15 protein-coding genes are annotated in these 19,069 nt (G+C 72.2%); 11 read left to right on the top strand and 4 right to left on the bottom strand.

Annotation, left to right across the window (positions count from 1 at the left end; genetic code table 11):
* The first annotated feature begins 29 nt into the window (after positions 1-29).
* The 5 genes from MID12_RS15470 (at position 30) to MID12_RS15450 (ending at position 6,529) form a co-directional block, all read left to right on the top strand.
* Positions 30-1,667: a molybdopterin-binding protein gene (locus MID12_RS15470; protein WP_411577064.1), complete on the top strand. Its 1,638-nt coding sequence runs from the start codon at positions 30-32 to the stop codon at positions 1,665-1,667.
* Positions 1,664-2,761, top strand: a complete 1,098-nt coding sequence (locus tag MID12_RS15465; protein WP_040251063.1) for a potassium channel family protein — start codon at positions 1,664-1,666, stop codon at positions 2,759-2,761. Before MID12_RS15470 ends, MID12_RS15465 begins: the two co-directional genes overlap by 4 nt.
* Before the next feature lie 397 nt (positions 2,762-3,158).
* A complete protein-coding gene (locus tag MID12_RS15460; protein WP_040251061.1) occupies positions 3,159-4,136 on the top strand; it encodes an NAD(P)H-quinone oxidoreductase in 978 nt (325 codons plus the stop codon).
* Positions 4,137-4,888: 752 nt separating this feature from the next.
* Positions 4,889-5,899, top strand: a complete 1,011-nt coding sequence (locus MID12_RS15455; protein WP_263167861.1) for a hypothetical protein — start codon at positions 4,889-4,891, stop codon at positions 5,897-5,899.
* An 87-nt stretch (positions 5,900-5,986) separates the two neighbouring features.
* Positions 5,987-6,529 carry a bacterial proteasome activator family protein gene (locus MID12_RS15450; RefSeq protein ID WP_263167859.1) on the top strand — a complete coding sequence of 181 codons (543 nt, stop codon included), beginning with the start codon at positions 5,987-5,989 and terminating at the stop codon, positions 6,527-6,529.
* A gap of 214 nt (positions 6,530-6,743) precedes the next feature.
* On the opposite strand, the gene MID12_RS15445 is transcribed toward MID12_RS15450, so the two are convergent.
* Positions 6,744-8,348 (bottom strand): protein kinase domain-containing protein, encoded by a 1,605-nt coding sequence (locus MID12_RS15445; RefSeq protein WP_263167856.1) that lies wholly within the window; start codon positions 8,346-8,348, stop codon positions 6,744-6,746.
* A 330-nt stretch (positions 8,349-8,678) separates the two neighbouring features.
* Here MID12_RS15445 and MID12_RS15440 point away from each other — a divergent pair, with 330 nt between their 5' ends.
* The gene (locus MID12_RS15440; RefSeq protein WP_078844994.1) at positions 8,679-10,256 is read left to right on the top strand and encodes a protein kinase domain-containing protein; all 1,578 of its coding nucleotides are present in this window, start codon (positions 8,679-8,681) and stop codon (positions 10,254-10,256) included.
* 148 nt (positions 10,257-10,404) lie between these two features.
* On the opposite strand, the gene MID12_RS15435 is transcribed toward MID12_RS15440, so the two are convergent.
* Both MID12_RS15435 and MID12_RS15430 read right to left on the bottom strand, forming a co-directional pair.
* Positions 10,405-10,893 (bottom strand): pyridoxamine 5'-phosphate oxidase family protein, encoded by a 489-nt coding sequence (locus MID12_RS15435; protein ID WP_063778657.1) that lies wholly within the window; start codon positions 10,891-10,893, stop codon positions 10,405-10,407.
* 207 nt (positions 10,894-11,100) lie between these two features.
* Entirely contained in the window at positions 11,101-11,799 is a 699-nt protein-coding gene (locus tag MID12_RS15430; RefSeq protein ID WP_263167853.1) for a response regulator, read from the bottom strand.
* 500 nt (positions 11,800-12,299) lie between these two features.
* Between MID12_RS15430 and pdhA the strand changes: the two genes are divergently transcribed.
* The 5 genes from pdhA (at position 12,300) to MID12_RS15405 (ending at position 16,942) form a co-directional block, all read left to right on the top strand.
* The gene (gene pdhA / locus MID12_RS15425; RefSeq protein WP_263167851.1) at positions 12,300-13,535 is read left to right on the top strand and encodes a pyruvate dehydrogenase (acetyl-transferring) E1 component subunit alpha; all 1,236 of its coding nucleotides are present in this window, start codon (positions 12,300-12,302) and stop codon (positions 13,533-13,535) included.
* 2 nt (positions 13,536-13,537) lie between these two features.
* Positions 13,538-14,518 carry an alpha-ketoacid dehydrogenase subunit beta gene (locus MID12_RS15420; protein ID WP_040251043.1) on the top strand — a complete coding sequence of 327 codons (981 nt, stop codon included), beginning with the start codon at positions 13,538-13,540 and terminating at the stop codon, positions 14,516-14,518.
* An 8-nt stretch (positions 14,519-14,526) separates the two neighbouring features.
* Positions 14,527-15,990: a dihydrolipoamide acetyltransferase family protein gene (locus tag MID12_RS15415; protein WP_263167849.1), complete on the top strand. Its 1,464-nt coding sequence runs from the start codon at positions 14,527-14,529 to the stop codon at positions 15,988-15,990.
* 36 nt (positions 15,991-16,026) lie between these two features.
* Positions 16,027-16,311 carry a DUF397 domain-containing protein gene (locus tag MID12_RS15410; protein ID WP_317633388.1) on the top strand — a complete coding sequence of 95 codons (285 nt, stop codon included), beginning with the start codon at positions 16,027-16,029 and terminating at the stop codon, positions 16,309-16,311.
* Positions 16,312-16,378: 67 nt separating this feature from the next.
* Entirely contained in the window at positions 16,379-16,942 is a 564-nt protein-coding gene (locus tag MID12_RS15405) for a dihydrofolate reductase family protein (protein ID WP_263167847.1), read from the top strand.
* Positions 16,943-17,061: 119 nt separating this feature from the next.
* Here the strand turns inward: MID12_RS15405 and aspS are convergent, their stop codons facing one another.
* Complete coding sequence (gene aspS, locus MID12_RS15400) at positions 17,062-18,825, bottom strand: aspartate--tRNA ligase (RefSeq protein ID WP_040251038.1); 1,764 nt, start codon at positions 18,823-18,825, stop codon at positions 17,062-17,064.
* Positions 18,826-19,069 lie beyond the last annotated feature (244 nt).

Raw genomic sequence — 19,069 nt, 5'->3', positions numbered from 1 at the left:
TGGACGAGGACTTCGGCGCGGCGGAGGCACTGGCTCTCGTCAGGGACGATGCCCGCCGCGAGACCCGGAGCGGTGCACGGCAGGACGCCCGCCCGGACACCCGGCCGGACGGCCCCTCGCACGAGGAAGCCCGGCGCGACGAGGCCTCCGGGCGAGCCGAGGCACCCCGCCCGGCTGCCCGGCGCGAGCAGCCCTCACGCGAACGAGCCCGCGAGCAGTACCCACACGACCAAGCACCATACGATCAAGCCCCACGCGACCAAGACGCCCCACGCGACCAAGACGCCCCACGCGACCAAGCTCAACAGGCGCCCCCAGCAAGGGAAACCGCCCGTACGGCCGCGGACCCCGAGGTCTTCGACTTCGACGCGGTCGAGGACCCTGCCGGGACGCCGACGGCAGCTGCTCCCGACCCCGCACCCCGCAACGCCATGACCCCTGACCCTGGGCCCTCCAACCCCCCAACCCCCCACCCCGCAACCCCCTGGCACCAAGCGCGCCGTATCGCGGAGCGGGCGGTGGCCGGGGGGCGGGCGCCCGAGCGGGTGGCGTTGGCGGGGGCGGGGGGACTGGTGCTCGCGGCGCCGTTGGCGGCGCTCACGGATCTGCCGCCCTTCGACACCTCGGCGATGGACGGCTGGGCGGTGGCGGGGCCCGGGCCCTGGCAGTTGCGTGCCGGGGGTGCGCTCGCCGGGCATGCGGAGCCGAAGGGCCTGGAGGACGGCGAGGCGGTGGCCATCGCGACCGGCGCCCGGGTTCCGTATGGCTCAACTGCCGTGCTGCGCAGCGAACATGGGCAGGTCGACGCCCGGCAGCGGCTGCATGCCGTCCGGGAGAGCGGCCAGGGGCAGGACATCCGGCCGCGTGGTCAGGAGTGCCGGTCCGGGGACCAGTTGCTGCCGCTGGGCACCGTGGTCACCCCGGCGGTGCTGGGGCTCGCGGCGGCCGCCGGGTACGACGGGCTGCTGGTCGTGCCGCGTCCGCGGGTCGAAGTCCTGGTGCTCGGCGATGAGTTGCTCACCTCCGGGCTGCCTCGGGAGGGGCTGATCCGGGACGCCTTGGGGCCGATGCTGCCCTCCTGGCTGCGGTCGCTCGGCGCGGAGGTCACCGCGGTGCACAGGCTCGGGGACGATGCCGAGGCGCTGCGTACGGCGCTCGCGGAGTCCACGGCGGAGGTGCTGGTCACGACGGGCGGTACGGCCGCCGGTCCCCTGGACCACGTACATCCGACCCTGCGGAGACTGGGCGCCCGGCTCCTGGTGGACGGCGTCGAGGTGCGGCCCGGCCACCCGATGCTCCTCGCCCAACTCCCCGACGGGCGGCACCTGGTGGGGCTCCCCGGCAATCCGCTGGCCGCGGTCTCGGGGCTGCTGACGCTGGCCGAACCCCTGCTGCGGGTGCTGTCCGGCCGTATCGCCGCCCGGCCCGGCGCCGTGGCCCTGCGCGAGGAGGTGCCCGGCCACCCGCGGGACACCCGGCTGGTGCCCGCGGTGCTGCGTGAAGGGGAGGCGGTGCCACTGCACTTCAGCGGACCTGCGATGCTGCGGGGCATCGCCGGTGCGGACGTGATGGTCGTGGTCCCGCCCGGCGGTGGACGTGCCGGTGAGGAACTGCTGACCCTTGACCTTCCGTGGTCGGCCTTCGGTGACGGAGAGTGTTTCACGTGAAACTTCCGGGCAATGACGCCATAGCCCGTGAGGCGGACGAGCACATCGTCACCCGGCGGGTGCAGTTGCCGCGCAGGGTGGTCGAAAGGCCGCTCCGGCAGGTCAGCAAGCGGCTGTTGATGGCGCTGCTGGTACTCGTGGGCACCGCGCTGATCGTCTACTTCGACCGCGCGGGCTACGGCGACAACTCCGACGACCACGTCGATCTGCTCGACGCCTTCTACTACGCGACCGTCACGCTCTCGACCACGGGCTACGGGGACATCACCCCGGTCAGCGACGGCGCGCGCACGATCAACATCCTGGTGATCACGCCGCTGCGCGTGGTCTTCCTGATCATCCTGGTCGGTACGACTCTTGAGGTGCTCACCGAGCGGACCCGGGAGGAATGGCGGCTGAATCGCTGGAGGTCCACCTTGCGTGACCACACCGTCGTCGTCGGCTTCGGCACCAAGGGCCGCTCGGCGATCAGAACCGTCTGCGCGACCGGGCTCAAGAAGGAGCAGGTCGTCGTGGTCGATCCCAGCGGCAAGGTCATCGACGCGGCCAATGCCGAGGGCTTCGTGGGCGTGGTGGGGGACGGTACGCGCAGCGATGTGCTGCGCCGCGCCGAGGTCCACAAGGCACGCCAGATCATCATCGCCACCCAGCGCGACGACACCGCGGTCCTGGTCTCCCTGACCGCGCGTCAGCTCAACAAGGGCGCGAAGATCGTCGCCGCGGTACGGGAGGAGGAGAACGCACCCCTGCTGCGGCAGTCGGGCGCGGACTCCGTGATCACCAGCGCCAGCGCGGCGGGGCGTCTGCTCGGCCTCTCGGTGCTCAGCCCGAAGGCGGGCCGCGTGATGGAGGATCTGATCCAGCAGGGCAGCGGGCTCGACATCATCGAACGCCCGGCCATAAAAGCCGAGGTGGGCCTGAGCCCCCGGGAGACCGACGATCTGGTCGTCAGCGTCGTCCGCGGACACCGGGTGCTCGGCTACGACGATCCGGCCGTGGGGAAGCTCCAGTTGACGGACCGCCTCATCACCATCGTCCGCTCGACCACCTCCCCGCACCCGGAGATCAAGGCCGCCCCGCGCGAACGGGACTAGCCTCGGCGCCTCCCCGCGCAGCGGACGACCGGCCGCGGACGTCGTCCGTGGTGGCGCCCGAGCACCCAGGGCGCGGCCCCGCCGCACTCGTACGCCGTACGTGAGGTCGTGGGCGCCCGGAACCTCGTTCCCCCCGGGTGCCTTCGCCTCCGCTGTCCCGCCCTCGTCGCCCGCCCTTGAGATTCTCTGTCCACAGCCTGTGGACAGAGAATCCCGACTGACGACCCCGCGCACACCTCCCGGCGAACCGCCCGCCGCGTCCACAGCCTGTGGACACCGAGACGACGCGCCGGGAACGGAAGCCTGAGAGAGCGCCGAACTGGCCCGGAGCGAGGGCGACGGAGGCCACAGCGGAGGACCGCGGGTCGGCCGGGGGGTCGGCGGTAGCGTCGTCCTCATGTACGCGATGACGATTCCCGAGCCCGGCGGACCGGACGCGCTCGTCTGGGCCGAGGTCCCCGATCCGACCCCCGGCGAGGGGGAGGTGCTGATCGAGGTGGCCGCCGCCGCCGTGAACCGCGCCGATCTGCTGCAACGGCAGGGCTTCTACGACCCGCCGCCCGGCGCCTCGCCCTACCCCGGCCTGGAATGCGCGGGCCGGATCACCGCGCTCGGCCCCGGGGTCGCGGGCTGGGCGGTCGGCGACGAGGTCTGCGCACTGCTGGCCGGTGGCGGCTACGCGGAGCAAGTGGCGGTACCGGCAGGGCAGTTGCTGCCGGTACCCGCGGGGGTGGACCTCGCCGACGCCGCCGCGCTGCCCGAGGTCACCAGCACCGTCTGGTCGAACGTCTTCATGGTGGCCCACCTGCGCCCCGGCGAGACCCTTCTCGTGCACGGCGGCGCGAGCGGCATCGGCACCATGGCCATCCAGCTCGGCAAGGCGGTGGGTGCCAAGGTGGCCGTGACGGCGGGCAGCGCGGAGAAGCTCGCACAGTGCGCCGCGCTCGGCGCCGAGATCCTCGTCAACTACCGGGAGCAGGACTTCGTGGCGGAGGTCAAGGCCGCCACGGACGGTGCCGGGGCCGATGTCATCCTCGACATCATGGGCGCCAAGTACCTGGAGCGGAACATCAAGGCGCTGGCCCGCAACGGCCGTCTCGCCATCATCGGGCTCCAGGGCGGCACCAAGGCCGAGATCAACCTCGGCGCCCTGCTCGCCAAGCGGGGCGCGGTCACCGCCACCTCGCTCCGCACCCGCCCCGTCGCCGAGAAGTCGGCGATCATCGCGGCGGTACGGGAGCACGTCTGGCCGCTGGTCGAGGCGGGCCAGATCCGCCCGGTCATCGACCGCCGCATCCCGCTCAGCCAGGCCGCCGAGGGCCACCGCGTCCTGGACTCCGGCAGCCACATCGGCAAGGTCCTCCTGACCCGCTGACCCGCTGACCCGCTGACCCGCTGACCCGCTGACCCGCTGACCCGCTGACCCAGCCCGGAGTGGCCCGGCGCCGGGAGTGGCCCGGTGCCGGGCGCCGGGCCGCCGGGCCGCTGCTCCGCCCGGCCCACCCCGGATGCCGGACCCACCCCCTCATGTGAAGCTGACCGCGTTGATCTTGGCGGTTTCGGTACGACCCTGAGGGGGCCGCCGTCGTGACTGAACGGCACAGCCAGCTCCGTACGCCCAGCCATCTCCGTACGCACAGTCAGTTCGAGACGGGCAGTCGGTTCGAGACGGACAGTCAGTTCGAGACGGACAGTCAGTTCGAGACGGACAGTCAGTTCGAGACGGACAGTCGGTTCGAGATGGGCAGTCGGTTCGAGATGGGCAGTCGGTTCGAGACGGGCAGTCAACTCAAGACAGACGGCCAGTTCGAGACGGGCAGTCGGCTCGGCACGCGCGGCGAGCCCCGTACGCAGAGCGGGCCCGGCACACGCAGGCGTACCGCGACGTCCTCGCGCCCGCCCGAGACCAGGACCCGACTCCGGGGCGGACCGGGACTACGGTCCGCCCCCGCCGCCGGACTCCCCCTCGCCCTGGCCGCCCTGCTGCTCGCCCCCACCCCGGCCGAAGCCAGCCCTTCCTCGGCAGCGAGCCCTTCTCTGACCGCCAGCCCTTCCTTGACCGCGAGCCCTTTCCTGACCGTCCGCTCTTCCCTGGCCGCCAGTCCTCCCCTGGCCGCCAGTACCGCGATGCCCTCCGCCGTGACCGCGGCACCGCACCTCGCCCCGCTCACTCGTCCGAGTGGTGTTGCCCCGGGGGTACGCCCGGGGCCGTACGCCCCCGCCGGACCGCACTCCGCACCGCGCACCGCGGCGGCCCCCCTCCCTCCCGCGCCGCTGCCCGGCCTCGACCCCGCATGGACCCGGAACCGTACGGAGGACGCCCCCCGGACCCGCACCGAGGACGCCGACCGGAACCGTACGGACGAAGCGACCCAGAACCCCGCGGAATCCGCGTTCGCCTCCCTCTCCTCGCTCCCCTCGCTCCTGCTCCTGCGACCCGGCACCGCCGCCGCCCCCGCCTGGTCGGGCGACCAGCCCGGCGGCCTCCCCGGTGCTCTGCTGGACCGGCTGCCGGGCGGCCCCCCGGACGCCCTGCACCCCGAGTCCCGATCCGGCGAACTCCGCCCCGGCGAACTCCGCCCCGGCGAACTCCACCCCGACCAACTCCGCCCAGGCGAAGCCCACTTCACGGAACCCCGCCCCGGAGAACCGCACCCCGGAGAACCGCACCCCGGAGAACCCCACCCCGGTGACTCCCGTGCCGGAAGCCGTCCGGGCGAGGGCCGTGACCGCCCCGGCCGCAGTGAGGCACCGGAACGCCCCGGTCAGGGGAACCGCCCGGGGGAGTCCTCCCCGGCGCCCTCCGCCACCCGCGGCCCCCGGGATCCCGGCGCGGCGACGCCCTCCGCCTCCGGGCGCGGCCGGGGCGAGGAGGACGCGGCTCGGCACCCGGAGGCGGCGTCCCCGCACGACCGGTCCCCGCGCGACCCGTCCTCGCAGGCCGCCCCGCGGTCGCCGGAGGACGAGGCGGCGGGCTCCGTTTCGCCGGGGCCCGGGGAGGGCCGGGACGGCACGGCGCCCGGGACCCCGGCCGCGGGCGCCGCCGAACCGCTCATCGATGTGCTGCCGCTCGGCGTCGGGATGGTCCTGATCGGACTGGGTCTCGGCTTTCTCGGGGTGCGGGTGCGCCGCGGCTGAGCCTTCGCCGCGGCCCCGGCGGCGCGCGGAGGGCGGCTGACCGGGGCGGCACGGTGCACGGCCGGGGCGGTGAGCGACAATGGCCGCATGGAGATGCCGAGGAACGAAAGATCGTCGGAGAACCCCCAGGTCCTGGTCGTGGGCCAGGACGGGATGGCGCTCGGTGGTGGGGACGACGACTCCCGCGAGGTCCCGGTGACCGACATGGTGGAACAGCCCGCCAAGGTCATGCGCATCGGCAGCATGATCAAGCAGCTGCTCGAAGAGGTGCGGGCGGCTCCGCTGGACGAGGCGAGCCGTCAGCGGCTGAAGGAGATCCACGCCAGTTCGGTCAAGGAGCTGGAGGACGGCCTCGCGCCCGAGCTGGTCGAGGAGCTGGAGCGGCTCTCGCTGCCCTTCACCGAGGAGGCCACCCCGAGCGACGCGGAACTGCGTATCGCGCAGGCGCAGTTGGTGGGCTGGCTGGAGGGGCTCTTCCACGGGATCCAGACCACGCTCTTCGCCCAGCAGATGGCGGCCCGCGCCCAGTTGGAGCAGATGCGGCGCGCGCTGCCGCCCGGTATGGGCGGCGAGGAGGACGACCAGCACCTCGGCCCCGCCGCCGGACGCTCGGGCGGACCCTACCTGTAGCCGAGCCGCTCGGCCGGGCCCGTACAGCCCGGGGCCCGAGGAGGAAGCGGGCCGTACGGTCCGGGGCCCGACGAGGACGGCCGCGCGTCCAGCCCGTAGCCGGCGAGGAGTCGGGCCCGTACCAGTAGTGGCGTTCAGCCGACGAGAGAAGCCCGGGACCTGTCTGCCGAGGTCCCGGGCTTCTCTGCCGAGCTGGTGATGTCCCGTCCCGGGGTCAGCCCTGCGGCGGGTTGCCCGTCGAGACGTCGAGCTGGAGCTCCGGTGGATCGCCCTTGTCGAACTCGGTGCCGGCCTTCGGGGACTGCCGCATCACGGTGTCCTCGCCGTAGGTGTTCTCGTCGACCCGGGTGATGTCCGAGCGCCAGCCGGCCGCCTGGAGGCAGGCCTGCACCGACTTGAGGTTGGTGTAGGTCAGGTCGGGGACCTGGAGCCGGTTCTCGTCGTTGTCGGCGATCTGCGGCTCGGTGCACTTGGTGGTCTCGATGGTGTCGTCCGGGTTGGGCCCCCGGTGACCGGCCACCGGGCTCTTGGTGTCCTCCTCCTTGCCGCCGTCACCGCCGCCGCCGGAGAGCGCGAGCGCGGTGATGAGGCCGCCGATGGCGAGCAGGGCGACCACGATGGAGCCGACGACGACCGGCATATTGCTCTTCTTGCCGCCGCCCGCGGGGCCGATCGAGGTCGGACCGCCCATCTGGTACGGCGCCGGGGTGCTCGGCCCCTGCGGCTGGTACGCGGCCGGGGCCGGGGTCTGGTACCCGCCCTGCTGCGGGTAGCCGTACCCCGGGGTCGGCGCGGGCGTGGTGTAACCGCCCTGCTGGTACGGGCTCTGGACGTGGCCGCCGGGCGGGACCGTGCCGTCGACCGGCGGGAAGACGGCCGAGCCGACGCCGGAGCCGTTCGCCGTCTGCGCGCCCGGCACGATGCTCGGGGCGGCGGGCTGGAGGGACTGGGCGATGCGCAGGCACTCCTCGCGCATCGACTCGGCGCTCGGGAAGCGCTCGTTGGGGTTCTTGCGCAGGGCGCGGGCGACGATGGCGTCCACTGCGGGGGGCAGCGCGCGGTTGATGGAGGAGGGCGCGACCGGCTCCTCCTGGACGTGCGCGTAGGCGATGGCCAGCGGGGAGTCCGCCTCGAAGGGCAGGCGCCCGGTGGTCAGCTGGAAGAGCATGATGCCGACCGAGTACAGGTCGCTGCGGGCGTCGACGCCGCGGCCGAGGGCCTGCTCGGGGGAGAGGTACTGCGGGGTGCCGACGACCATGCCGGTCTGCGTCATCGAGGTGACCCCGGACTGCATCGCGCGGGCGATGCCGAAGTCCATCACCTTGACCACGTTCCGCTTGGTCATCATGACGTTGCCGGGCTTGATGTCCCGGTGCACCAGGCCCATCTCGTGGCTGATTTCGAGCGCTGCCAGCACATCCGCGGTGATCTTCAGGGCACGATCGGCGGGCATCGCGCCGTACTGCGCGACGTCCGCGTCGAGGACCGAGCCGAGCGGCTTGCCCTCGATGTACTCCATGACGATGTACGGGGTGGTGGCGCCGTCGAGGACGTCCTCGCCGGTGTCGAAGACGGAGACGATGTTGGCGTGGGTGAGCCGGGCCACGGACTGGGCCTCGCGGCGGAAGCGCTCGCGGAAGGCGGGTTCACGGCCGAGTTCGGTGTGCAGGGTCTTGATGGCGACGTGCCGGTCGAGCACCGAGTCGTAGGCAAGGTGGACCGAGGCCATGCCGCCCTCGCCGAGCAGATTGCGGAGCTGGTAGCGGCCCGCGGCGACCGATCCCCCCGCATAGCGGCCCTGCGCGCCGTCCTGACTCATGTCGTGCGTCCCCCATCGGCGCGTGGCGGTGGCTCCTGCCCCGCGGCTGGTGATCGGTAACTCTGATTACTGGCCAAGTCTGCCCGAGGCCTCTGACACGTCAAGCTCGGTGCCCGTTCCGTGACCGTACGGGCAAGAAGCGTCGCGCAAGCGTTACAGCCGTGTCGGGTGCGGCACATCCCGGGGTGCTGCGGGCGCCGGTCCGGGCCTCGCGGGGGCGCCCTCGGTGCAAGGGGGGACGGCCTGTCATGAGGAGGCTGTAGCGTGGGCGGGCCAAGACGGTGAAGCAACGCCCGCGCGGATCGCGGATGATGACGACGGCGAGGACTGATGGCACAGACGCAGCGCTCTCAGGGCTCGCCCGACCCCGAAGCGACTGGCGGAATGTCCGATGCGCCCGAGTTGTGGGGTAATAACGGGCTGGTGGGTGACGGCCGGTACCGGCTGACCCACCGCCTCGGCCGCGGCGGCATGGCGGAGGTCTTCGCCGCCGAGGACGTCCGCCTCGGCCGCACCGTCGCCGTCAAGCTGCTCCGCGCCGACCTCGCCGAGGACCCGGTCTCCAAGGCCCGCTTCACGCGCGAGGCCCAGTCGGTCGCCGGGCTCAACCACCATGCCGTGGTGGCGGTCTACGACTCCGGCGAGGACGTCGTCGGGGGCAACACCGTCCCGTACATCGTGATGGAGCTGGTCGAGGGCCGCACCATCCGCGACCTGCTGATCAACGCCGAGGCGCCCGGCCCGGAGCAGGCGCTGATCATCGTCTCCGGTGTCCTGGAGGCGCTCGCCTACTCGCACCAGCACGGCATCGTGCACCGCGACATCAAGCCCGCGAACGTGATCATCACCACCTCGGGCGCGGTCAAGGTGATGGACTTCGGCATCGCCCGCGCCCTGCACGGCGCGCAGTCCACCATGACCCAGACCGGCATGGTGATGGGCACCCCGCAGTACCTCTCCCCCGAGCAGGCCCTCGGCAAGGCCGTCGACCACCGCAGCGACCTCTACGCCACCGGCTGCCTGCTCTACGAACTCCTCGCGCTGCGCCCGCCGTTCACCGGCGAGACCCCGCTGTCCGTGGTGTACCAGCACGTCCAGGACATGCCGGTGCCGCCCTCGGAGTACGCGGACGAGGCCCCGCCGGAGCTGGACGGGCTCGTCATGCGCTCGCTGGCCAAGGACCCCGACGACCGCTTCCAGACCGCCGAGGAGATGCGGGCCCTCGTCCAGTACGGCCTCCAGATGCTCTACGACCGGGGCAGCCACACCGGCACCTGGAACACCGGCCCCGTCACCATGCACGAGGGCGGCGTCACCCCCGCCATGGGCGTCCCCGGCGCGGCCGCGCAGCAGCACCCCGACTACGGCACCCGGCCGGTCCCGCAGCCCATGCTGCGCCCGATCGGCGGGGACGACGGCGGCTTCGACGGCGGGGGCGGCAGCTACCGCGAGGGCGGCGGCTCCGGCCGGGGCGGCCGCGGGCGCGCCTGGATCTGGGTCCTGGTGCTGCTCGCGCTGATCGGCCTGGGCGTCGGCCTCGGCCTCGCGCTGAGCGGCAACGACAACGGCAAGAAGCCCGACCCGGACCAGTCGGTCACCGACTCGCCCAGCGAGGACACCTCGGAGCCCAGCGAGGAGCCGACCGAGGAGACCACGGACGAGCAGACCGACCCCGGCGGCAACACCGGCGGCCAGACCGACGTCACGCCCACCGACGAGCCGAGCGAACCGACGGACGAGCCGACCGACGAGACCCCGACCGAGCCGACCGGCGAGCCCACCGACGAGCCGACCGAGCCGACGGACGAACCCACCGACACCCCCACCGAGACCGACGGCGGCAATGTCGGCGGCGGCCCGGGTGTCCCCACCGGCGAGACCCCGGACGAGGACGACGAGGGCTTCTGAGCGGGAGCGGTCCGGAGCTGTCCGGGAGCGGTCCGGAGAGGTCCGGGAGCGCATCGGAGAGGTCCGGGAGCGGACCGTAGCGGTCGTGCCCCGGCGGACCGTAGCGGTCGTGCCCCGTCGGACCGGAGTGGTCGTGGACCGGAGCGGTTCAGTGCGCCCCCGGCGACTCCGGTGACGGGCGGGGCCCCGGGATCGAACCGGCCGAGCGCTCCCGCTGCTCCAGCCGTGCGAAGTCGCGCTCCAGGCCGTCGTCGGCGGAGTGGGTGGTCACGAACTGCGGGGTCAGCCGCACGTAGACCGGATCGAAGGGCGCCCCGTCGACCGTGCCGGGGCCGGGCCCGAAGCGGGTGATCTGCTCGTCCGTGGGCCGGACCGCCTCCCCGGTGCCGATGACCTGGACCGCCCACTGGCCCGCGCCGGGCGCGGTGGTCGCGACATTGTCGGCGCCGTAGGCGACCACGGAGCCGATGACGGCCTCGTGGTAGCCGTGCCCCTTGTGCATCCGGAGCATCAGATGGCCGTCGGCCACGATGTGCCGCGCGGCGACCACGAAGGGCATGGCACGCCTGCTCGCGGCCAGGCGTCCGTATGCGGAGCGGCTGAGCAGGTGGATCGCGCGCTGTTCGTGGCTGGGCATGTACACCAATGTCGCCCGCCGCGGGGGCCCGGCTTTAGAGGCCCCGGGCCCCGGTTCCGGGGCCGTAAGTCCCGAGTGAGCCCAATCCGGACGCGGCCGCACGAAGGCGGAGCACCACGACGAATCCCGAAGCCGGCGCCGCGGCGAGGGGCCTCCGCACGGGCCCCAGGCCGACAGGTCTCCGTACGAACCCCCGGCCGACGAACCTCAGGGCTGCTGCCCCGGTCCGCCCTTCTCCGCCTCCCGCCGCGCGACGAAGGCGGCGGCCTGGGAGCGGCGCTGCATGCCGAGCTTGGACAGCAGGCTGGAGACGTAGTTCTTGATGGTCTTCTCGGCGAGGTGGAGCTGCTCGCCGATGGCGCGGTTGGTCATGCCCTCGCCGATCAGGGCGAGGATGCGGCGCTCCTGGTCGGTCAGGTCGGCGAGCTGGTCGTCCTGCTCGCCGGTCTTGCCGTCGCGCAGGCGCTCCAGGACCCGGGCGGTCGCCACCGGGTCGAGCAGCGACTTGCCGGCGGCGACATCGCGTACCGCCGAGAGCAGTTCGCTGCCGCGGATCGCCTTGAGGACGTAGCCGCTGGCCCCGGCCATGATCGCGTCGAAGAGGGCCTCGTCGTCGGCGTAGGAGGTGAGCATCAGGCATTTGATGCTCTCGTCGGCGGAGCGGATCTCGCGGCAGACCTCCACGCCGCTGCCGTCGGGCAGCCGCACGTCGAGGACGGCCACGTCGGGGCGGGCGGCCGGGATGCGGGCCCGGGCGTCGGCGGCGGTACCGGCCTCGCCGATCACCTCGATGTCGCCCTCGCCGGCCAGCAGCTCGTGGATGCCGCGCCGCACCACCTCGTGGTCGTCGAGCAGGAAGACCCGGATCGGACCACCGCCCTGGGGGTCGACAGCGGGGTCGCGCATATCCGGATCTGGCACATTCAGTCCGTTTTCAGGCACGCTGTCAGTGTCACACAAGGACGGAGTCACACCACGACAAGAACGGAGCTTTCCGAGAGGATCCCGGGACGGGCCCGGGGTAGCAGGGGGTCCGTCCGGCGTCCGGCCCGCGTCAACAAGCCGACTCTTCCCGAGTCCGGGGTGACCGGGATAACGTTCGCGTGTTCCGGCTCACGGCAAAGCTGTGACCAGCGGCTGGTCCCCTCGCCTCGTTTTACTTGGAAATCCAAGTAAAAACGCAGGTCAGAGGGGGGATCGCGGATGTGCGAAGCACTGGGTAACGTGCCCTGTGCAGGGCTCGCCGGAACGTGCGTTATTTCCTGTTCACTGCCTGCTTCCGGTCGAGCCGCACCCACCCCGTGCGCGGGACGGACAGCAGGCGAGCCGCCCTTCCCTGCTTCTCGGAGCCGGGGAGACACCGGCTCCCGGCAGATCCCGGGGGCCGGACCGACGGAGGAGCACACGTGACCGTGGAGAGCACTGCCGAGCGGAAACCACGCCGCACCGGTGGCAACCAGCGCGCCAGCGCGAAGAAGGCAGCCCCCGCGAAGAAGGCAGCCGGTACGAAGAAGGCCGCCGCAGGCAAGGCCGCGCCCGCCGCACAGCCGGAGACCGACCTCGTACAGCTGCTGACGCCCGCGGGCAAGCGGGTCGAGCAGCCCGAGTACGAGCAGTACGTCGAGGACATCACGCCCGAGGAGCTGCGCGGCCTGTACCGCGACATGGTCCTCACCCGCCGCTTCGACGCGGAGGCGACCTCGCTGCAGCGCCAGGGCGAGCTGGGCCTGTGGGCCTCGCTGCTCGGCCAGGAGGCGGCGCAGATCGGCTCGGGCCGGGCCACCCGCGAGGACGACTACGTCTTCCCGACCTACCGCGAGCACGGCGTCGCCTGGTGCCGCGGGGTCGACCCCACCAACCTGCTCGGCATGTTCCGCGGCGTGAACAACGGCGGCTGGGACCCGAACAGCAACAACTTCCACCTGTACACCATCGTGATCGGCTCGCAGGCGCTGCACGCCACGGGCTACGCGATGGGCGTGGCCAAGGACGGCGCGGACTCCGCGGTGGTCGCCTACTTCGGCGACGGCGCCTCCAGCCAGGGCGATGTCGCGGAGGCCTTCACCTTCTCCGCGGTCTACAACGCCCCGGTCGTCTTCTTCTGCCAGAACAACCAGTGGGCGATCTCGGAGCCGACCGAGAAGCAGACCCGGGTGCCGCTCTACCAGCGCGCCCAGGGCTACGGCTTCCCCGGCGTCCGCGTCGACGGCAACGACGTACTGGCCTGCCTCGCCGTGACCCGGTGGGCGCTGGAGCGTGCGCGCCGCGGCGAGGGGCCCACCCTGGTCGAGGCGTTCACCTACCGGATGGGCGCCCACACCACCTCCGACGACCCGACCCGCTACCGCCACGACGACGAGCGGCAGTCCTGGGAGGCCAAGGACCCGATCGCCCGGCTGCGCGCCTACCTGGAGTCCGAGAAGCACGCCGACGAGGCCTTCTTCACGGAGCTCGAGGAGGAGAGCGAGACCCTGGGCCAGCGGGTGCGCGAGGTGGTGCGGTCGATGCCCGACCCGGATCACCTGGCCATCTTCGAGAACGTCTACGCCGACGGGCACGCGCTCGTCGACGAGGAGCGTGCGCAGTTCGCCGCCTACCAGGCGTCGTTCGCGGACACCGGTGCCGAAGGCGAGGGCAAGTGACCATGGCCGTGGAGAAACTCCCCCTCGCCAAGGCGATCAACGTCTCGCTGCGCACCGCGCTGGAGACGGACCCGAAGGTCCTCGTCATGGGCGAGGACGTCGGCAAGCTCGGCGGCGTCTTCCGCGTCACCGACGGGCTCCAGAAGGACTTCGGCGAGGACCGGGTCATCGACACCCCGCTCGCCGAGTCCGGCATCGTCGGCACCGCGATCGGCCTGGCGCTGCGCGGCTACCGCCCCGTCGTGGAGATCCAGTTCGACGGTTTCGTCTTCCCCGCGTACGACCAGATCGTCACCCAGCTGGCGAAGATGCACGCCCGCGCGCTCGGCAAGATCAAGCTGCCGGTCGTCATCCGCATCCCCTACGGCGGCGGCATCGGCGCGGTCGAGCACCACTCGGAGTCCCCGGAGGCGCTCTTCGCGCATGTCGCGGGCCTCAAGGTGGTCTCCCCCGCGAACGCCTCCGACGGCTACTGGATGATGCAGCAGGCCATCCAGTCCGACGACCCGGTCATCTTCTTCGAGCCCAAGCGGCGCTACTGGGACCGCGCCGAGGTCGACACCGAGGCCATCCCGGCCCCGCTGCACGGCGCCCAGGTGGTCCGCCCCGGCACCGACGCCACCCTGGTCGCCTACGGCCCGATGGTGAAGGTCTGCCTGGAGGCGGCCGCGGCCGCCGCCGAGGAGGGCCGCTCCCTTGAGGTCGTGGACCTGCGCTCGATGTCCCCGATCGACTTCGACACCGTGCAGACCTCGGTGGAGAAGACCCGCCGCCTGATCGTGGTGCACGAGGCGCCGGTCTTCCTCGGCACCGGCGCGGAGATCGCCGCCCGGATCACCGAGCGGTGCTTCTACCACCTGGAGGCCCCCGTGCTGCGGGTCGGCGGCTACCACGCCCCGTACCCCCCGGCGCGCCTCGAAGAGGAATACCTGCCGGGTCTGGATCGCGTGCTCGACGCCGTCGACCGCTCGCTGGCGTACTGAGAAGAGGCGTGACCACCATGACGCAGTCCCAGGTACGCGAGTTCAAGATGCCCGACGTCGGTGAGGGGCTCACCGAGGCGGAGATCCTCAAGTGGTACGTCCAGGCCGGTGACGAGGTCACCGACGGCCAGGCGGTGTGCGAGGTGGAGACCGCGAAGGCCGCGGTCGAACTCCCGATCCCCTTCACCGGCATCGTCCGCGAGCTGCGGTACGAGGAGGGCACCACCGTCGACGTCGGCCAGGCGATCATCACGGTCGAGGTCGGCGGCACCGGCGGGGCCCCGGCCCCGGCCGCCCCCGCCGAGGAGCCCGCGCCCGCCGCCCCCGCCGCCGACGACGAGCAGCCCAAGGGCCGCCAACCGGTCCTGGTCGGCTACGGCGTCGCCGAGTCCTCCACCAAGCGGCGCCCCCGCAAGTCCGCCCAGCCGGAACCGGCCGCCGCGGCGGTGCAGGCCGAGCTGAACGGCCACCCGGCCCCGGTCGCCCCGGTCGCGGAACCGGCACCCGCGCCCGCCCCGGCCCCGGCGGCTCCGACCGCCGCGGCCGGTGCCCGCCCGCTGGCCAAGCCGCCGGTGCGCAAGCTGGCCAAGGACCTCGGCGTGGACCTCACCACGGTCACGCCCACCGGTCCGGACGGCATCATCACCCGCGAGGACGTGCACGCGGCGGTGGCTCCGGCGCCCGCGGCGGCCCCGCAGGCTCCGGTGGCGCCCGCCCCGGCTCCGGCCGCCGCCCCGGTCACCGCTTCGGCGGCCGGTGCGCGCGAGACCCGGATCCCGGTCAAGGGCGTCCGCAAGATGACCGCCCAGGCGATGGTCGGCTCGGCCTTCACCGCGCCGCATGTCACCGAGTTCGTCACGGTCGACGTGACGCGCACGATGCGCCTGGTCGAGGAGCTGAAGAAGAACCCGGACGAGTACGGCATGCCGGCGGGCCTCAGGGTCAACCCCCTGCTGCTCATCGCCAAGGCCCTGCTCGTCGCGGTCCGCCGCAACCCCGAGGTCAACGCGGCCTGGGACGAGGCCGCCCAGGAGATCGTGCTCAAGCACTACGTGAACCTGGGCATCGCCGCCGCCACCCCGCGCGGCCTGATCGTGCCGAACATCAAGGACGCGCACGAGCAGTCCCTGCCTCAACTCGCCCAGTCCCTCTCGGAACTGGTCGGCACCGCCCGGGAGGGCAAGACCTCCCCGGGCGCCATGCAGGGCGGCACCCTCACCATCACCAACGTCGGCGTCTTCGGCGTCGACACCGGTACGCCCATCCTGAACCCGGGCGAGTCCGCGATCCTCGCGGTCGGCGCCATCAAGCTCCAGCCCTGGGTCCACAAGGGCAAGATCAAGCCCCGCCACGTCACCACGCTCGCGCTCTCCTTCGACCACCGCCTCATCGACGGCGAACTCGGCTCGAAGTTCCTCGCGGACATCGCAGCGGTCCTGGAACAGCCCAAGCGCCTGTTCGTCTGGGGCTGACCACCCTTCCGGTGAGCCTCCGCAGAGGCTCACGACATGGCGGAAACCGCGGCCCGGCTGGAGGGTTACTCCGGTCGGGCCGTGGGGTTTCGCTCCGATCGAGCAGATCCGCTAGGAGTTGCAGCCACGCCGCCCTTCGACTTCGCCACATCCGGCTACAGCGGCGGTGGCGGTGCATGTGTCGACGTCGCGGCAAACGTTCCTGGCGTCATCGCCGTCCGCGACTCCGAGCAGACGGACAGCCCCGTCCTCCGCTTCACCCCCGCCTCCTGGTCCGCCCTCCTCGGCGAGCTGCGCGTGGATGAGCTGAGCGCGCCATGAGCCCTGAAGCGCGGTTCGCTGGTTGAGTAGGTCCCCCAGGAGCCGTGGTCGTGCGGGAGGGTTTGCGATGCGCAAGGTGACCTATGCGATGGGGGTCTCGCTCGACGGGTACATCATCGGGCCGGACGGCGGCTTCGACTGGTCGGAGCCCGATGCGGAGGTCTTCCGGTTCGTCACCGAGGAGATCCGGGGGGTCGGTGTCCATCTGATGGGGCGGCGGCTGTACGAGACGATGCTGTACTGGGAGACCGCCGAGCAGGACCCGGGGCTCGACGACTCCGAACGCGCGTGGGCGGCGCTGTGGAATCCGCTGCCCAAGGTGGTGTTCTCCAGGACGCTTTCGGCGGTGCGGGGCAATGCCCGGCTGCTCTCCGGTGGTCTGGCGGAGGAGATCGGGCGGCTGCGGGCCGAGCCGGGGGAGGGCGAGATCGCGATCGGCGGCGCGGGGCTCGCCGCCGGGGCCGCCGCCGCGGGGCTGATCGACGAGTACCGGCCCAGGGTCCACCCGGTGCTGGTCGGCGGGGGCGTCCCGTTCTTCCCGCGGAGCGAGCGCCGGGTGGATCTCGAACTGGTGGAGAACCGCGCCTTCGGCTCGGGGGTCGTCTGCTTCCGCTATCGGGTGAGGCGGTAGGGGCCGTACGCCGAGCTCGTACGCGAAAGGGCCCCCGGCCGAAACCGGAGGCCCCTCCCGCGTACGTACGGACGTACGTACGGACTCCCCTGCGGAAGCCCCTGCTTCGCCTGCTGCGGCTACTTCGCCTGGGGCTTGCGTACCGAGATGTTGAGTTCGCGGAGGCGGGACTCCTCCAGCTCGGTGGGGGCGCCCATCATCAGGTCCTGGGCGTTGCCGTTGAGGGGGAAGGAGATGGTCTCGCGGATGTTGGGCTCGTCGGCGAGGAGCATCACGATGCGGTCGACGCCGGGGGCGATGCCGCCGTGCGGCGGGGCGCCGAAGCGCAGCGCGCGGAGCATGCCCGCGAACTCGCGCTCCACGGTGTCGCGGTCGTAGCCGGCGATCTCGAAGGCCTTGATCATGATGTCCGGCTCGTGGTTCCGGATGGCGCCGGAGGAGAGCTCGACGCCGTTGCAGACGATGTCGTACTGCCAGGCCAGGACGTCCAGCGGGTCCTTCTCCGCCAGGTCCTTCATGCCGCCCTGGGGCATCGAGAAGGGGTTGTGCGAGAAGTCGATCTTGCCGGTCTCCTCGTCCTTCTCGTACATCGGGAAGTCGACGATCCAGCAGAAGCGGAAGACGTCCTCCTCGAAGTGGCCGGAGCGCTTGGCGGCCTCGACGCGGACCGCGCCCATGATCTTGGAGACCTCCTCGTACGCGCCCGCGCCGAAGAAGACGGCGTGCCCGGCGGCGAGGCCGAGGCGCTCGGTGAGGACCTTGACGTTCTCCTCGGTGAGGAACTTCGCGATCGGGCCGGAGAGCGAGCCGTCCTCGGCGACGCGGACCCAGGCGAGGCCCTTGGCGCCCTGCTCGACGGCGTAGTCGCCGAGCTGGTCGAAGAACTTGCGGGGCTGGTCCTGCACGGCCGGCACCGGCAGGGCGCGTACGTGCTTGCCGGCGAAGGCCTTGAACTCGCTGCCCTCGAAGACGTCGGTGATGTCGACCAGTTCGAGCTGGGCGCGCAGGTCCGGCTTGTCGGAGCCGTACTTGTCCATCGACTCGCGGAAGGGGATCCGCGGGAAGGGCGAGGTGACGTGGCGGCCGCCGCCGAACTCCTCGAAGAGCTCGGTCATCATCTTCTCGATCGGCTGGAAGACGTCCTCCTGCTCGACGAAGCTCATCTCCACGTCGAGCTGGTAGAACTCGCCGGGCGAGCGGTCGGCGCGGGCGTCCTCGTCGCGGAAGCAGGGCGCGATCTGGAAGTACCGGTCGAAGCCGGAGACCATGAACAGCTGCTTGAACTGCTGCGGGGCCTGCGGCAGCGCGTAGAAGCGGCCCGGGTTCAGGCGGGAGGGGACGACGAAGTCGCGGGCGCCCTCGGGGGAGGTCGCGGTGAGGATGGGGGTCGCCATCTCGTTGAAGCCGAGGGCGGTCATCTTCGAGCGGATCGCGGCGACCACGGCGGAGCGCAGCATGATGTTGCGGTGCATGCGCTCGCGGCGCAGGTCGAGGAAGCGGTACTCCAGGCGGCGCTCCTCGTTCACCCCGTCCTCGGTGTTGATGGTGAAGGGCAGCGGTCCTGCCGCGCCGAGCACCTCGACCTCGGCGGCCTCCACCTCGATCTCGCCGGTGGGCAGCTCGGCGTTGATGTTGTCGGCGCCGCGGGAGACGACCTTGCCGTCGACGCGGACCACGGTCTCCTTGGAGAGCTTGTCCAGCGCCTCGGCGGCGGCGGTGCCCGGGCGGGCCACGAGCTGGGTGATGCCGTAGTGGTCGCGCAGATCGATGAAGAGGATGCCGCCCAGGTCTCGGCGATTGTGCAGCCAGCCGCTCAGCCGGACGTCGCTGCCGACGTCAGAGGCGCGGAGCTCGCCGCAGGTGTGGGACCTGTACCGGTGCATCGTCGTTCATCCAGTCTTCGCGTCAGTGGGGTGTGCCCTGGGTTCGGGTGGTTCCGGTCGTTCCGGCGCCTCGTGGTTCCGGGGGCCGGCTCGCGCTTCGTGCGCCGGTGGTCCCGGTGCCCGGATCCGGCGGCGGGTGGCGCCCGCCGGAGCCGTGAGACCCGTCAAGGTTACCGTCCGCGGCGGCCGCGGTTTCCGGTACGTACGGGCCCGCCCGGGCCCCGCTCTCGGTGGCGGCTCTCCG

It is taken from the genome of Streptomyces sp. SCSIO ZS0520, assembly GCF_025643355.1.
Taxonomy (GTDB): Bacteria; Actinomycetota; Actinomycetes; order Streptomycetales; family Streptomycetaceae; genus Streptomyces; species Streptomyces physcomitrii.
Note: the sequence above shows the minus strand (reverse complement) of the source record. Positions and strands in the feature narration are given on the sequence as shown.

What these genes read in the sequence shown, in the direction of transcription:
- MID12_RS15460 (WP_040251061.1), top strand. Translation starts at nt 3,159, where the DNA reads ATGTACGCGATGACGATTCCCGAGCCCGGCGGACCGGACGCGCTCGTC.
- MID12_RS15455 (WP_263167861.1), top strand. Translation starts at nt 4,889, where the DNA reads ATGCCCTCCGCCGTGACCGCGGCACCGCACCTCGCCCCGCTCACTCGT.
- MID12_RS15450 (WP_263167859.1), top strand. Translation starts at nt 5,987, where the DNA reads ATGGAGATGCCGAGGAACGAAAGATCGTCGGAGAACCCCCAGGTCCTG.
- MID12_RS15445 (WP_263167856.1), bottom strand. Translation starts at nt 8,348, where the DNA reads ATGAGTCAGGACGGCGCGCAGGGCCGCTATGCGGGGGGATCGGTCGCC.
- MID12_RS15440 (WP_078844994.1), top strand. Translation starts at nt 8,679, where the DNA reads ATGGCACAGACGCAGCGCTCTCAGGGCTCGCCCGACCCCGAAGCGACT.
- MID12_RS15435 (WP_063778657.1), bottom strand. Translation starts at nt 10,893, where the DNA reads ATGCCCAGCCACGAACAGCGCGCGATCCACCTGCTCAGCCGCTCCGCA.
- MID12_RS15430 (WP_263167853.1), bottom strand. Translation starts at nt 11,799, where the DNA reads ATGCGCGACCCCGCTGTCGACCCCCAGGGCGGTGGTCCGATCCGGGTC.
- MID12_RS15420 (WP_040251043.1), top strand. Translation starts at nt 13,538, where the DNA reads ATGGCCGTGGAGAAACTCCCCCTCGCCAAGGCGATCAACGTCTCGCTG.
- MID12_RS15410 (WP_317633388.1), top strand. Translation starts at nt 16,027, where the DNA reads ATGGCGGAAACCGCGGCCCGGCTGGAGGGTTACTCCGGTCGGGCCGTG.
- MID12_RS15405 (WP_263167847.1), top strand. Translation starts at nt 16,379, where the DNA reads ATGCGCAAGGTGACCTATGCGATGGGGGTCTCGCTCGACGGGTACATC.
- aspS (WP_040251038.1), bottom strand. Translation starts at nt 18,825, where the DNA reads ATGCACCGGTACAGGTCCCACACCTGCGGCGAGCTCCGCGCCTCTGAC.